Origin of the sequence: Candidimonas humi (assembly GCF_019166065.1) — a bacterium.
Taxonomy (GTDB): domain Bacteria; phylum Pseudomonadota; class Gammaproteobacteria; order Burkholderiales; family Burkholderiaceae_B; genus Candidimonas; species Candidimonas humi.
Genome location: NZ_JAHTBN010000008.1, coordinates 102,340 through 115,850, shown reverse-complemented (window position 1 = coordinate 115,850; position 13,511 = coordinate 102,340). Strand labels below are relative to the sequence as shown.

Annotated in this window: 13 protein-coding genes and 1 tRNA gene; 11 read left to right on the top strand and 3 right to left on the bottom strand. The window is 61.1% G+C overall.

The window, feature by feature from the left end; all coding sequences use genetic code 11:
- The 4 genes from KVP10_RS16670 (at window position 1) to KVP10_RS16655 (ending at window position 3,131) form a co-directional block, all read left to right on the top strand.
- Window positions 1–885, top strand: coding sequence for a branched-chain amino acid ABC transporter permease (locus KVP10_RS16670; protein ID WP_217965863.1), 885 nt, complete (start codon window positions 1–3; stop codon window positions 883–885).
- A complete protein-coding gene (locus tag KVP10_RS16665; RefSeq protein WP_217965751.1) occupies window positions 886–1,635 on the top strand; it encodes an ABC transporter ATP-binding protein in 750 nt (249 codons plus the stop codon). It begins immediately after the preceding gene.
- A complete protein-coding gene (locus tag KVP10_RS16660; RefSeq protein WP_217965750.1) occupies window positions 1,632–2,354 on the top strand; it encodes an ABC transporter ATP-binding protein in 723 nt (240 codons plus the stop codon). The genes KVP10_RS16665 and KVP10_RS16660 overlap by 4 nt, the downstream gene beginning before the upstream one ends.
- A gap of 189 nt (window positions 2,355–2,543) precedes the next feature.
- The gene (locus KVP10_RS16655; RefSeq protein WP_217965749.1) at window positions 2,544–3,131 is read left to right on the top strand and encodes a transferase hexapeptide repeat family protein; all 588 of its coding nucleotides are present in this window, start codon (window positions 2,544–2,546) and stop codon (window positions 3,129–3,131) included.
- A 186-nt stretch (window positions 3,132–3,317) separates the two neighbouring features.
- On the opposite strand, the gene KVP10_RS16650 is transcribed toward KVP10_RS16655, so the two are convergent.
- Window positions 3,318–3,692, bottom strand: a complete 375-nt coding sequence (locus KVP10_RS16650) for a hypothetical protein (protein WP_217965748.1) — start codon at window positions 3,690–3,692, stop codon at window positions 3,318–3,320.
- Between the two features lie 185 nt (window positions 3,693–3,877).
- On the opposite strand from KVP10_RS16650, the gene KVP10_RS16645 reads away from it, so the two are divergent.
- A complete protein-coding gene (locus KVP10_RS16645; RefSeq protein WP_217965747.1) occupies window positions 3,878–5,383 on the top strand; it encodes an aminotransferase-like domain-containing protein in 1,506 nt (501 codons plus the stop codon).
- Here KVP10_RS16645 and KVP10_RS16640 read toward each other — a convergent pair whose 3' ends face one another.
- Window positions 5,384–6,559 (bottom strand): alpha-hydroxy acid oxidase, encoded by a 1,176-nt coding sequence (locus KVP10_RS16640; RefSeq protein WP_217965746.1) that lies wholly within the window; start codon window positions 6,557–6,559, stop codon window positions 5,384–5,386.
- Window positions 6,560–6,752: 193 nt separating this feature from the next.
- On the opposite strand from KVP10_RS16640, the gene KVP10_RS16635 reads away from it, so the two are divergent.
- The 4 genes from KVP10_RS16635 (at window position 6,753) to KVP10_RS16620 (ending at window position 10,610) form a co-directional block, all read left to right on the top strand.
- A tRNA-Arg gene (locus KVP10_RS16635) sits at window positions 6,753–6,829 on the top strand.
- A 644-nt stretch (window positions 6,830–7,473) separates the two neighbouring features.
- Window positions 7,474–7,836, top strand: coding sequence for a hypothetical protein (locus KVP10_RS16630; RefSeq protein ID WP_217965744.1), 363 nt, complete (start codon window positions 7,474–7,476; stop codon window positions 7,834–7,836).
- Between the two features lie 119 nt (window positions 7,837–7,955).
- Complete coding sequence (locus KVP10_RS16625; RefSeq protein ID WP_217965743.1) at window positions 7,956–9,110, top strand: type I restriction endonuclease; 1,155 nt, start codon at window positions 7,956–7,958, stop codon at window positions 9,108–9,110.
- A gap of 477 nt (window positions 9,111–9,587) precedes the next feature.
- Complete coding sequence (locus KVP10_RS16620; protein ID WP_217965741.1) at window positions 9,588–10,610, top strand: D-2-hydroxyacid dehydrogenase; 1,023 nt, start codon at window positions 9,588–9,590, stop codon at window positions 10,608–10,610.
- 242 nt (window positions 10,611–10,852) lie between these two features.
- Here KVP10_RS16620 and KVP10_RS16615 read toward each other — a convergent pair whose 3' ends face one another.
- Window positions 10,853–11,404 (bottom strand): DNA-3-methyladenine glycosylase, encoded by a 552-nt coding sequence (locus tag KVP10_RS16615; RefSeq protein WP_217965740.1) that lies wholly within the window; start codon window positions 11,402–11,404, stop codon window positions 10,853–10,855.
- 402 nt (window positions 11,405–11,806) lie between these two features.
- Between KVP10_RS16615 and KVP10_RS16610 the strand changes: the two genes are divergently transcribed.
- Together KVP10_RS16610 and KVP10_RS16605 are read left to right on the top strand one after the other, a co-directional pair.
- Entirely contained in the window at window positions 11,807–12,010 is a 204-nt protein-coding gene (locus tag KVP10_RS16610) for a cold-shock protein (protein WP_088603307.1), read from the top strand.
- 386 nt (window positions 12,011–12,396) lie between these two features.
- A complete protein-coding gene (locus KVP10_RS16605; RefSeq protein WP_217965739.1) occupies window positions 12,397–13,215 on the top strand; it encodes a hypothetical protein in 819 nt (272 codons plus the stop codon).
- The last annotated feature ends 296 nt before the right edge of the window (window positions 13,216–13,511 follow it).

The following is a 13,511-nucleotide window of genomic DNA, read 5'->3' as shown; positions in this document are numbered from 1 at the left end:
ATGCCCTACTGGATGGACTACGTGGGCGGCTACACCGACCTCGCCACGCGCGTGCTGGTGATGGGCCTGGCTGCGATGTCGGTCAATTTCCTGCTGGGCTTCACCGGCGTGCTGTCGTTCGGGCACGCCGCCTATTTCGGGCTGGGCGCCTACGGCGCGGGGCTGGCGCTGAAATACCTGGTGCCCAGCACCCCCTTGGCCATAGTGCTGGGCGTGCTGGTGGGCACGCTGGCGGCCGCATTGGTGGGGCTGCTGATCGTCAAGCTGCGCGGCATCTACTTCGCGATGGTGACGATCGCCATAGGCCAGGTTTTCTATTTCATCGCGTTCCGCTGGCATTCGGTCACGGGCGGCGACGACGGGCTCACGGGCTTCACCCGCAAGCCTATCGACCTGGGTTTCACCCAGATCGACATCATGACGCACGACAAGGCCTATTACTACCTGGTGCTGCTGGTCTTTGCCGTGTCGGTGGGCGCGATGGCGCTGCTGCTGCGTTCGCCCTTCGGCCGCACATTGCTGGCCATTCGCGAGAACGAACGCCGCGCGCGCTTCCTCGGCATTCCGGTCGACCGCCATATCTGGATCGCCTTCGTGATCTCGTGCTTTTTCGTCAGCATTGCCGGCACGCTGTATGCGCTGCTCAGCAATTTCACCGACCCGCGCTCGCTGCACTGGACGCTGTCGGGCAATTTCGTGATCATGGCCGTGCTGGGCGGCATGCGCTCGTTCTGGGGGCCGCTGGTGGGGGCGGCGATCTTCGTCGTCCTGCAGGATTTCGTCTCCAGCCACACCCAGAACTGGATGTTCTTCATAGGCATATTCTTCGTGTGCATCGTCCTGTTCTTCCCCCGGGGCGTACTCGGCTTCCTGCGGAGAAAATAAATGAGCCTGCTGCAGATCGACAATGTCTCACAGCACTTCGGCAACCTGGTCGCGGTCAACGGCGTCTCGCTTTCGGTGGACGCGGGCCGCCTGCACGCCGTCATCGGCCCCAACGGCGCCGGCAAGACCACTTTTTTCAATCTCATCAGCGGCTTCTTCAGGCCTACATCCGGGCGCATATTCTTCGACGGCCGCGACGTCACGCTGCTGCCGCCCGACGAGCGCGTGGCCATGGGCATGGCGCGCACCTTCCAGATCACCGAGATCTTTCCCGAACTGACCGTGCGCGAAAACTTGCGCATACCGGTGGAACTCGCCCACGGCTTGCGGCTCAAGCTGCGGGTGCCCAAAGATGTACAAGAACAGGTTTCGCAACGGGTCGAGGAACTGCTCGACCTGGGCGGCCTGTCGGCCCACGCCGACCGCATGGTGGGAGAACTGGCGCACGGCGACCAGCGCGCCACGGAAATCCTGATGTCCCTGGCCTTGCGCCCGCGCCTGCTGTTGCTGGACGAACCCACAGCGGGCATGGGCAACCAGGAAACCTACAACATGGCCAGGCTGATCCGCAGGCTGCACCAGTCGCAGAGCCTTACCATCGTGCTGATCGAACACGACATGCGGGTGATCTTCAATCTAGCCGACCGCATCACCGTGCTGGCGGAAGGTCGGGTGCTGGCCGAAGGCAGCCCCGACGAAATCGCCGCCAGCGAACAGGTGCAGACGGCCTATCTGGGGAAGGCGGCATGAAGGCGCTGGAAGTCCAAGGACTCAACACTTATTACGGCAAGAGCCACATCCTGAAGGGTGTGGACCTATATGTGGAAGAGGGCGAGCTCGTGACCCTGCTGGGCCGCAACGGCGCCGGCAAGTCCACCACCTTGCGCAGCATCGTGGGGCTGACGCCGGCGAAGTCGGGTTCCATCCGCATATTCGGCCAGGACACGACCCAGGCGCCGCCGTACCGCATCGCCATGCTGGGCGTAGGCTTCGTGCCGGAGGGGCGGCGCATCTTCGCCAACCTCACCGTCGAGGAAAACCTCAAGGTGCCCATGGATCGCCCCGGCCCCTGGAACATCCCCCGGGTCTATGATCTGTTCCCGCGCCTGGCCGAACGCAAGCACAACAAGGGGCGCCAGCTTTCGGGCGGCGAACAGGAAATGCTGGCGATCGCGCGCGCGCTGCTGCTCAATCCCAAGCTGCTGGTGCTGGACGAACCGTCCCAGGGGCTGGCGCCCCTGATCGTGCAGGACGTGTTCCGCGTCATCGTCTCCACGCGCAACGAAGGCATGTCGGTGCTGCTGATCGAGCAGAACGTACGCGCCGCGGTAGAGGTTGCCGATCGCGCCTACGTGCTCGACGACGGCCATATCGTCTATACCGGTGCAGCGGCCGAGTTCGGCCAGGACGAAGAACGCGTGCGCGCCCTGGCCGGCGCCAGCGCCGAGAAATGGGAAGCGCTGGACTGAAGGGAAGCGGGACTGGAGGGAAATCGGACTGAAGGGAAACCCTGAACTAAAGGGAAACCCTGGACTGAGGGTAAGTGCAGGACTGAGAGGGCTCAGACTGACGGGGCCCGAGCCTGAAGCCTTGGGGGCGCTATAGTAGGCACAGATGACGGCGACCTTTCGGGCCGCCCGGTCTTGCCGAGGAACCCCATGCTTAAAGTCTACGCAATCGACGGCTTCACCCCGGTGGTCGACCCCACCGCCTACGTACACCCCAGCGCCGTGCTGATCGGCGACGTGCTCGTCGGGCCCGGCGCCTATATCGGCCCCCTGGCAAGCCTGCGCGGCGACTTCGGCCGCATCATCGTCGAGCGAGGCGGCAATGTGCAGGACGCCTGCGTGCTGCATGGCGGGGAACGGGACGACACCATCGTCGATGTCGACGGCCACATCGGGCACGGCGCCATCCTGCACGGTTGCCACATAGGGCGCAACGCCATGGTGGGCATGAACGCAGTGGTGATGGACGGCGCAGTCGTGGGCGAGAGCAGCATCGTGGGGGCCATGGCTTTCGTCAAGGCGGGCCTGGCGGTGCCGCCGCGCAGCCTGGTGATCGGGTCGCCGGCCCGCGTCGTGCGTGAACTGAGCGCAGCCGAAGTCGCGGACAAGACGCGCGGCACGGCTATGTACCACCGCTTGACGCAGCGCTCGCTGCAAACCATGCGGTCGGTGGATCCGTTGTCCCGCCCCGAACCCGGCCGCCGCCGATTTACGCCCGCCGACGTCGATCCAGTTTGAATGCTCGGCCGTAGCAGGCGCTGCGGGTGCAGCGGGAGGCTGTAGCAGATAGTGCAGGTAGTGCCTGGCGTTGGCACATGACGATGCTTGTTTTGCGCGGCCTTGTTCGTTTTCGGAGCCGCGAGGGCGGCGGTGCTGGCGTATCTCGGCGGCGGTGTCGAACTGGGCGCCCTGCTCAGGGTGGCGCTATGCGTCGGGCGCGCACGGGCTCTGCGTGCCGCCGGCGGGGCGACGCCGCCCCAGCCTGGCCAGCAGCTTTCCCGCCGCGCTGGCCGGTCGCTGCACGATCAGCGTAGCGGTCCGTCCTGGATCTGTCGATAGGAATACATGGCCGCTCTGTTGCAGCATATAGTGCTCACCGTCTTCGATGCGGGTGTGCAGGCGCGGGGCCTTCGTGCCCAGCCAGGCAAGTGCATTGCATGCGCCGGCCAGTTCGATCCGCCCATGGGCTGCAACCAGCAGCGCTGCACGCGGCAACCATAATAGCAGCGGCTGGCCACCGGGCACCGGATAGCGGCGTTCGGACCAATCGGGCGGGGCACGGAAAGTGGCTGAGGGCATGAGGCATCCCTGTAATGCTAGGAAGAGGTTTCGGGTATTTAGGATAGTGGCCGTCGCCTTGCCGGAACAGGCACACGCGTTGAGGATTTGATGCGATACAGCTTGTATCGCGCGGCGCCTGCATCGGTAGAAAGGCTCCACATCTATATCTGTCGTATGCATATGCGGCGCTGTATCATGAACGCATGGTCCGAGACCCGACAGCCACAGCTGCCGCTGATCCTGAAAGCGAGCCGCTATACCGGCGGCTGGCCAGGCAATACAGCGGCTACATTGCCGCCGGCACCTTGCGGCCGGGCGACCGCATGCCTTCGATGCGCGACTTCATGCGGCGCCATGGGGTGAGCCTGGCGACCGCGACCGAAACTTATCGTTCGCTGGAACGGGAAGGCTTGGTGCACGCCCGGCCGCGTTCGGGCTATTTCGTGCAGCGCGGCCGCTCGGCCCAGCTCCCTGCGGTGGCCGAGCCGACACCCGCCATTCCCGATTGCGCCCAGTTCGTGGGCGTGCATTCCAAGGTCTCGGCCGTCATTGCCATGTGCCAGGCCGCGCCGCAGGCGCTGAACCTGGGCGGCGCGAACGCCGCGGCGCCCGAGCTTTATCCCGCCGAAGCCCTGCGCAAGCTGGCGACGGCGGCGTTGCGCCACAATCCGCAATTGCTTACCGCCACGGGCATCGATCCTGGCAATGAGTACTTCCGCCGCATGGTGGCGCGTCGCGCCTTAGATGCAGGCGTACAACTGGCTCCCGATGAGGTCATCGTGACCCATGGCGGCATCGAGGCAGTCAATCTGATCCTGCGCGCCGTGACTCGGCCGGGCGATACGGTGGCGATCGAGTCCCCGTGCTTTTCCGGCCTGCTGCAGGTGCAAGAAGCCCTGGGCTTGCGCGCCCTGGAAATTCCCACCAGCCCCAGTACGGGCCTGGTCGTCGAGGCGCTGGAGCTGGCCTTGCAAACCTACGACACCATCAAGGCGGTGGTGGTCATGCCGAATCTGCACAATCCGCTGGGTTGCAGCATGCCCGACGCCCACAAGGCGCGCTTGGTGGAACTGTGCTCGCGCAGCGGCGTGGCCCTGATCGAAGACGAGTCCTACCGAGACCTGGCCGATGCGTCGATGCCCTTGAAGCCCCTGAAGGCCTGGGACACCGACGGCACGGTCATATATTGCGTGTCGTTGAACAAGACACTGGCACCCGGCATGCGCCTGGGCTGGATGAATGGCGGCCGCTGGCATGCCCGCATCGGCATGCTCAAGTCCGCCCAGGGCCGCAGCAACGAGGAATGGCCGCAAGTTGTCGCTGCGCAGTTCATCCAGTCCCGCGCCTACGACCGGCACTTGCAAAGACTGAAGCACCACATGCGGCTGCTGCGCGCCCGCGCCGCCGAAGCTATCGCGGCATCGTTTCCCCCGGGCACGCGATTCACCCCGCCCGAAGGCGGCGTGACATTCTGGCTGGAGCTGCCCGCCGCCGTCGATGCTCTGCGCCTGTTTGAAATTGCCTTGGGCGACGGGCTATGCATCATGCCAGGCACCATCTTTTCCAATTCAGGGCGCTATGATCATTTCATACGTTTGAGCTGCGGGCTGGCGGACCCGGATCTGCTGGATCGTTCGATTCGGCGTGTGGGGATGCTGGCTCGTGAATTGGCCGACGATGGTCAAAGCGCTTGCCAGGAGGCACGGTAGTCAGGCCTGGCCCGGCTTGTCGAAGATCTGTGGGTTCAGCAGAATCGACCGGTCGACGTCGTGGATATCGGTGCGGCCGCAGAACGCCATGGTGATGTCCAGTTCGTTGGCGATGATCTCCAGGCAGCGGGTGACGCCTGCCTCGCCCATCGCGCCCAGCGAATACAGGAACGCGCGGCCGATCATCGTGCCCTTGGCGCCCAGCGCCATGGCCTTGAGCACATCTTGTCCCGAACGTATGCCGCCGTCCACCCAGACCTCGATGTCCTTACCCGCCGCTTCGACGATGTGGGGCAGGGCGGAAATCGACGACGGGGCGCCGTCGAGCTGGCGCCCGCCGTGGTTGGACACGATCAGCGCATCCGCACCCACGTCCACCGCATGGCGCGCATCTTCGGCATCCAGGATGCCCTTGAGCACCAGCTTGCCGCCCCAGCGCTGCTTGATCCATTCCAGGTCGTCCCAGTTCAGGCTCGGGTCGAACTGCTCCGCCGTCCACGACGACAGCGAGGAAAGATCCGTCACGCCCTTGGCATGCCCGACGATATTGCCGAAAGTGCGCCGCTGCGTGCCCAGCATGTCGATGCACCAGCGCGGCTTGGTCATCAGGTTCAGGATATTCGTCAGCGTCGGCTTGGGCGGCGTCGACAGGCCGTTCTTGATGTCCTTGTGGCGCTGGCCCAGTACTTGCAAGTCCAGCGTCAGCACCAGCGCCGAGCAGCCCGCCGCCTTGGCGCGGTCGATCAGGCGGCCGATAAAATCGCGGTCGCGCATGACATACAACTGGAACCAGAACGGCTGGCGCGTATGGGCCGCGATGTCCTCGATCGAGCAGATGCTCATGGTCGACAGCGTGAAAGGAATGCCGAACTTCTCGGCAGCCCGTGCGCCCAGGATCTCACCGTCGGCATGCTGCATGCCCGTCAGGCCCGTGGGTGCAATCGCCACCGGCATCGCCACGTCCATGCCCAACATGCGGGTGCGGATAGACCGGTTCGCGATGTTCACCGCCACCTTCTGCCGCAGCTTCAGGCGCTGGAAATCGCTTTCATTGGATCGGTACGTGCCCTCGGTCCATGACCCCGAATCCGCATAGTCGTAGAACATCCGCGGCACGCGCCATTGCGCCAGGCGCCGAAAATCTTCGATGCAGGTGATCTTGGGACTAGTAAACAAGAGGGCCTCCTGGGATGAACCGCTGTTGGGCGCGGCGTCTGCCCGACATTATACGGAGTGCGGATAGGGCCGCCAGGCTGGCTATGGCGTAGTTCTGCGCGGCGGAAAAGCGCCCGTCCGGCGCTATTGGCCTGCTTTTCGAGCCTGGTTTGCGCACCCTGGAAAACGTGTGTTATAGTTACGCCTCTTTGGAGCGGCTGTAGCTCAGTTGGATAGAGTACTTGGCTACGAACCAAGGGGTCGTGGGTTCGAATCCTGCCAGCCGCGCCATATTTATCAAGGACTTACAGATTTTTGTCTGTAGGTCCTTTTTCTTTTCTGACCGCAAGGCCTAAACCGGGTGTCGGCACCGGCTACCCGGCGCCTCCCCCCGACGACCGATTCCGCACAAGTGGTGTGGTTCCCAGTGTTGCACGGCCTCGCCGCCCGCCTCGCGGTGGCCTAAGGAGCAACATCAACGCAGTGGCCCAGATTCGACAGAACACTCGGAAAGTGACCACGAGCCCGTGCAATTTAAAATGCTTATATTCCTTTGACCAAAAAATAACGAAAGGTGTATAAAACAATAAAAGGTTACAAGAAGAGGGCGATGGGATGGATCTCGTCACTCGCGCGCAATTGCATTCAAGATGCACCTAGTCGTTGACGGACGAGCCCGCCTAATTGCATTCCAGCCCCTAGTCCTCTCGAGTCGCCTGTCTGCCAGCACATGCCAGAAAATGTCTGGCTAAAGAGAAGAAGAGTAGGCGGTTGGAGGTGAAAGTAGAAGCGACAGCCTTATTTTTGCGCTAAAAGTAACTAAATAAGAAAAATAATACCAATAATGTCTACATGGGTATTGGCGCTAGAACAACAAGTCGAACAGTGCGACACGATCGGTAGAAGCACAGGCGAAGGTTTTTAGGAGGAGAACGATGAATAGGCTCATTGCACGGTTTTATTCGGGGATCATCGAGGCGACCCATATTCTTTTTGTCCTCGCAATCGCGATAATCGTTCTTTATTTATGGAATAGCGACTCGCACTATCCCGCCGCCACTGTGGGTTTGATTGTTCTGGGAATTGTCGTGGGGTGGGTTGTGGTATTCGGATTCATCACAACGGTCGTGGTGATGTCCAATACCATGGACGAGATCAGGCGCCAGAATGAAATGATGGCGATGTTCTTGGAGGACATCGCATCCTCAGTTGGAGGCCATACGCAATTAGAGCCTCAAGCGGCGCCGATACGACTACGCTCTGCCGAGCCATTCATTGGATCAAGCAAATCAAGATGATGGTTGTCTATGTTGGGTCGAGCGGGAAAGCAGGTGGATATAGTGCGAAGCGGGGATTTGCGGCCTTATAAACAATAAGCCCTTGTAGATAACGTGAAAATGCTTTGGAGACAGGAATCATGCAGGAATTCAAACGCCGTATCGAGCATCACATTGAGCATGTCAAGAATGTCGGGGCGCATTGCGCGACCGAGGAGACGACCAAGCAAGCCCTAATTCTTCCCTTGCTTGATATTTTGGGCTTCAGCCCCTACGACCCCACTAAGGTCAAAGCTGAGTACGGTGCCGATTTTCCAGGAGTCAAGGCGAGCGAACGTGTTGACTATGCTCTGTTCAGCAACGACATCCCTGTTCTATTCATTGAGGCCAAGACATACTCGGCCGATTTGACCAATCATTGCCCTCAGCTTGCTCGTTACTACAACGCTACCCCCGAAGTTGCTGTAGCGGCTATTACCAACGGTCGCGAATGGCGCTTTTTTGCCGACCTGGACAATCGCAATATTATGGATCGCGAACCATTTCTGGTAGTCGATTTCGCCAGTGGCGCTGAAGATATTGCCGAACAGCTCGAACGTTTTCACTATGATCGCTTAGAGCCCGAAGCACTGCGAGCTCTTGCCGAAGAAAATGTCTATCTGCACGCTTTCAAGGATGCTATTACTTCTGCGCTACGTGACTGTGATCTGGATTTCGTAAAATATGTTGCCACGCGTGCTGGAACGCAGCGCACCATGACCGGCAAATTTCTAGAAAGTGTGCAGCCGATCATCAAGCAAGCCGTCGCCCAATCCGTTAGCTCAATGGTGGCAACCAGCCTATCCGCGCCCGAGACTATATCGCCCACGGCTCCGGTAGAGGTAGTTGTCGACGAAAGTGCGTCGATTGTTGACCCTGATAATCCAAACATCATCACAACCGTCGATGAGCAGAACCTATATAAGGTCTGTTGCGATATCTTGCCAGGAGAGGATCTACAAGCTCGCGATACGGAGTCCTATTTCTCCATTATGCACGGCGGAAAAACAAATCGTTGGTTATTTCGATTTTGGGGTGATAAAAAGCACCCTACCATCCAGTTCATTGTTCCACTAACCGACGTTCACCGCGCCGAAGTCGCCCGGGCAGGCCTACAGACGGGTACTAGTGATCAAATTTTGCTTGATAAGCCCGAGAATTTGTACCGGCTCGTCGGAATTGTAGGAGATGCTCTTGCTTACTGCAAAAATAACGAAAACTTCAGAAGAAAGGGAAGAGACAGCGACACTGAATAAATCAGCTTTCTGTGATTCTATACATACTCCGGCAATCCCCCCATTTTTAACGCGGCGCAGAAGTAGGACTGCTAAGAAGCCATGGCCAACCGCTGTTTGCGGGGGATTAGATCTTCCCGTTAGGCAAGCGTCCCCGACAGCTATAAGGTAAGATCGATCGCGAAAGGAGGCGCTGATCGATGACAGGGGAACATGAACGCGGGTTTTTTGATAGGCACTTTCCTGTAGGAATTCGGCCTGTATGCCCGAAATGCGGCCATCAAGGTTTTATCGTGTTGAATGACGATGCGGTCGTGAATGCGGACAAGGCGATTGCCATAGTCGCTTGTGCAGCCAAGGGCTGTCATGCTGCGATCGGCGTTCTTCCTGCCAGCGCGGTGTGGGACAAGTAGGAGGCTGCTCTGTCGCCCCGATGCTTTTCCGCCTGGGTATCCCTCTTGTAAAATGCGGGTTTACCCTTGATGTCACCATACTCTCATGTCGCACAAGAAAGTTCGTCTCCTGTCTTCGCCCAAGGCCCTGAGCATGATCGAGGCGCGTCATCCCGAGGCCTGGTCGCGCTATGTGGAAGCGACCGTTCCGTATATTGCGAAAGAGCGCATCGAGGCTGATGTCCTCGACACGGCCGATGTGGCCTTGCTGGCGCGCGATATTACCGGCGAATCGACGAAGCACACTGTGTTGCCGACGCTGCAGGTGTTCAGCGACATGCTGTGCACCGGGGCCGGCCTGCGTTGGGTGCATACTCATTCGGCGGGCATAGACCGGTATTTTTATGCGGACTTGAAACGGCGCGGGATGACCATCACCACTTCGACGGGCAGCAACGCGGTGGTGGTGGCGCAGAGCGTGCTTGCCGGGGTGTTGGCGCTGAACCGGAGATTCCGGCTGCTGGAGCAGGCGCAGCGCGACAAGGTGTGGCTGCCCCTGATGGGCGAGCTGATTCCGCGTGACCTGGCCGGGCAAAAGGCGGTGATCGTCGGCTGGGGCGCGATCGGGCGCAAGGTGGCGGAATACCTGGGCATGCTCGGGATGGAGATCACGGTAGTGCGGCACAGCGCGGTCGCGCCGGGAAGCGCAAGTGCAGGCCCAGTTGCCGCGATGATTTCCTACGATGAGTTGCGGCGCACGGTACCGCCTTGCGATTGGGTGATCCTGGCTTGTCCGCTGACCGAGACCACGCGTGGGCTGGTCGATGCGGAGTTCCTGCGGCGTTTGCCGCACAGCACGCATCTGGTCAATGTGTCGCGCGGCGATGTGGTGGACGAGGCGGCCTTGATCGAGGCGCTGGAATCCCGCAGGCTGGCCGGCGCGTATCTGGATGTCTACACGCACGAGCCGTTGAGCGCGGATTCGCCGCTGTGGGGTCTTTCCAATGTCATTGTGTCGCCGCACACGGCCGGCCATTCCGACGGCAATTATGGCCGCGTGATCGATGTGTTCGTGCAGAACCTGGAACGCTGGTGCCTGGACCAGCCTTTGCTGAATATCGCCTTGTAGGACGCCTGGACGCGGCCGATGCGTGTTGTCGGAGCGAACAGTCGTAGCGAATTGTTGGGGTGAACTGTCAGGTGGCTCGTGCTGGATCGGGCGAGTCGTTCGTCGGGCATGGATCGATAGTCGGACTTTGCATTTACGCAAGAAGCGACAGCCCGCCTGGCGGCTCGCTTTTCCCGGGCTGGCGATCTCTCGAATCGCGATCTTCCGACTTACTTTTTCCTGACTCGATATCTTCGGGCCCGCTATTTCCTGGATACGTACCGGTTGCCTTCTATATAGAAGCGCAGGGGCTTGGCGGCCCATTCGCCGGCGTAGTCCACGCCCACGCGGGGGCGGGCCACGATGGCCGGCGGCGTGGCGGCGGGGTCTTCGGCAATGTAGAAATCGGGGCTGCACAGGTCGTGCCCGTAATCCTGCATGGTGACGCCCATGGCTTTGCACAGCAGTCCGGGGCCGCTGGTCTTGCCTTCGATATTGCGTATCGGCTCGATGGCGCGCAACAGCACGGCGGCGCCGGTGCCGTCGGGCTCGGTGACGACGTTCATGCAATGGTGCATGCCGTAGATGAGGTAGACGTAGGCATGGCCGGGGGGCCCGAACATCGCGCGGGTACGGGAGGTGAGGCCTTTGGACGTGTGAGCGGCCAGGTCGTGCGGCCCCAGGTAGGCTTCCACTTCGACGATGCGGCCGATGCGCGTGACGCCGTCGCTGCGCCGGACCAGCAGCTTGCCCAGCAGGTCTTGCGCGACTTGCGTGGTATCGCGGTTGTAGAAGCGGCGGGGGAGTTTTTTCATGACGGACACGGCATTGGCGGCTGGCTGGCGGCCGATGCGGGCACGGCCGGCCCGGGGGATTTTAGTACAGCCGCCGCGGTGGCCCTGGGCGAGGTGTCGGCCGGGGGTGGGGGCCTTTTGGACTTGCGGTATCTTCCCGAGTTAAAATATGCACCTAGATTTTCAAGTGCGTCGAAGTTTGCTCAATCCAGCGCTTTCCGATGGCTGATTTGCCGGTGCGCCTGGCGTGGCAGTGATCCTGTTTACGCCGGCTGAGCAGGTGGCAGCCAAAGGTTTTCAGCGTGGCCGGGATAGCCGGCCAGGCGGATGGAAAAGCCGCTTTTTTGCTCGGATCTCCAGTCCTTGATAGTCTTGTCTGGCAATATCGCCTTTCATCTCCCTTAATTTCAAGGATTTACAGTAATGGAAACCGGCATCGTCAAATGGTTCAACAGCGAAAAGGGTTATGGCTTCATCAAGCCCGACTCCGGCGGCAAGGACCTCTTCGCGCATCATTCCGACATTCTCGGCACGGGCTACAAGTCGCTGGAAGAAAACCAGCGCGTGTCGTTCGAAGTGGCCGAGGGCCAAAAGGGCCCGCAAGCCAAGTCGATCAAGGCTCTTTGATCCGCACGTCGCGGCCCGGCTGAAAACGCCGCGGCCCGAACCGCGCCCCGAGCGCCGGACGCCTGTCCGGCTTCTCGGGGCGTTTTCATTGCGCCTGCCGCGCAGGCAGCTCGGAGATTATGGAATGCGGTCCTGGCGGCGCCCCAACCTTCGCTGCAGCGCAGGCAGCCTGGAAGGACGCCAGCGCTTGCTCCTGCTGTTTCGGGGCGGTTCTCTGCAGCGCAGGCAGCTTGGAAAACGGATGCAACAAGTCGCAACCTTGCGTTGAGGGTCGCACCTTAAAGGCAGTGGCGGCGGGCATCGCCCAAACACGGTTATCATTGATTTCCGCTACTGGCGGATTGTGCCGCCAGCCCATGGATGGCCTTAGAGAGATGCCCAGAGAAATGCGACGAGTCGATCTGCGCTTGATCCTTGCCTTGCTGAGTTCCGCCTTGCTGGCCGGGTGCGCCGCGCCGCTGCTGGGCAGTTCGGTGGCCAGCGCAGGGTATGGCGTTGCGCACGGACCCCTGGGCAATGTGTTCGGCTCGTCGTCGTCGGCCGAGACGGCGCAGGGGCGCGATCCGCGGCAAGTGAAATTGCAGGGTGTGCTCAATGCCGTGCAGGTGGGGCAGGATGCTGCGCCGGTGCTGCATGCCATGGGCGAGACTCCCAAAGAAAAATCCGGCAATCCCCAAGGCTATACCTGCTACGAATTTCCGGCCGTCTATTCGGCCACGGCCGCGGCGGTGATCGTGGCCAGGGACGGCAAGGTGGTGTTCTTCGGCAATTCGCATTGCGTCACGGAAATGCAGGAAGCCAATTTCCAGGCCGGAGGCAAATATGCCGTGCCGGGCGGCCAGCCCGCGTCTGGCAGCAACCCCATATCTACCGGCAACTCTACACCTGCCGTCAACCCCGCACCTAGCGATAGCCCTACACCTGGCGATAGTCCCAGCTCTCGCGGTAGCTCCAGCCCTGCCAATAGCTCTGGCTCTGCCGATAGCTCCAACCCTACCGATAGCCCCAGCTCAGCCGGTAGTTCCAGTCCTGCCGATAGCCCTGTGTCTGCCGGCGACTCTACGCCTGCCGCCAGCCACGCCAGCGGTGCGCCGGATGCCGGCACGGATACAAGCGGCCATGGCGCGGGAGCGCAGCCCGAAGACGATAAACATGGCACGGACTCCGGAAACGAGACGGCAGCCGGGAGCAGTAGCGGCCGCTGATGTCGTGTCTCAGAAACGCGCGCCCATGAAATCGCGTCTTCGCGCGTAGAGTTGCATTGCAAGCCCTGCAGGCTGCGCTGGCTCAAGGGCTCAAGGACTCAAGCCTGCACCGGCCACGAGCAGTCCGCGGAGACTGTCCGCGTCGGAGCTTGGCCTTGCAATGCTTATGATTGTTGCTGCGGTGTGCTCCTCGCCTCGCACACGAATCCATCGATTTGTTTATGAATACGAACCTTCAAGACACGGCTCTGGCCTTCAAGGCACGTCACTGGCGACCGTTTACCGGCCGCCGGGTC

What these genes read in the sequence shown, in the direction of transcription:
- KVP10_RS16605 (WP_217965739.1), top strand. Translation starts at nt 12,397, where the DNA reads ATGCGACGAGTCGATCTGCGCTTGATCCTTGCCTTGCTGAGTTCCGCC.
- KVP10_RS16630 (WP_217965744.1), top strand. Translation starts at nt 7,474, where the DNA reads ATGAATAGGCTCATTGCACGGTTTTATTCGGGGATCATCGAGGCGACC.
- KVP10_RS16625 (WP_217965743.1), top strand. Translation starts at nt 7,956, where the DNA reads ATGCAGGAATTCAAACGCCGTATCGAGCATCACATTGAGCATGTCAAG.
- KVP10_RS16645 (WP_217965747.1), top strand. Translation starts at nt 3,878, where the DNA reads ATGGTCCGAGACCCGACAGCCACAGCTGCCGCTGATCCTGAAAGCGAG.
- KVP10_RS16620 (WP_217965741.1), top strand. Translation starts at nt 9,588, where the DNA reads ATGTCGCACAAGAAAGTTCGTCTCCTGTCTTCGCCCAAGGCCCTGAGC.
- KVP10_RS16665 (WP_217965751.1), top strand. Translation starts at nt 886, where the DNA reads ATGAGCCTGCTGCAGATCGACAATGTCTCACAGCACTTCGGCAACCTG.
- KVP10_RS16660 (WP_217965750.1), top strand. Translation starts at nt 1,632, where the DNA reads ATGAAGGCGCTGGAAGTCCAAGGACTCAACACTTATTACGGCAAGAGC.
- KVP10_RS16670 (WP_217965863.1), top strand. Translation starts at nt 1, where the DNA reads ATGCCCTACTGGATGGACTACGTGGGCGGCTACACCGACCTCGCCACG.
- KVP10_RS16650 (WP_217965748.1), bottom strand. Translation starts at nt 3,692, where the DNA reads ATGCCCTCAGCCACTTTCCGTGCCCCGCCCGATTGGTCCGAACGCCGC.
- KVP10_RS16655 (WP_217965749.1), top strand. Translation starts at nt 2,544, where the DNA reads ATGCTTAAAGTCTACGCAATCGACGGCTTCACCCCGGTGGTCGACCCC.
- KVP10_RS16610 (WP_088603307.1), top strand. Translation starts at nt 11,807, where the DNA reads ATGGAAACCGGCATCGTCAAATGGTTCAACAGCGAAAAGGGTTATGGC.
- KVP10_RS16615 (WP_217965740.1), bottom strand. Translation starts at nt 11,404, where the DNA reads ATGAAAAAACTCCCCCGCCGCTTCTACAACCGCGATACCACGCAAGTC.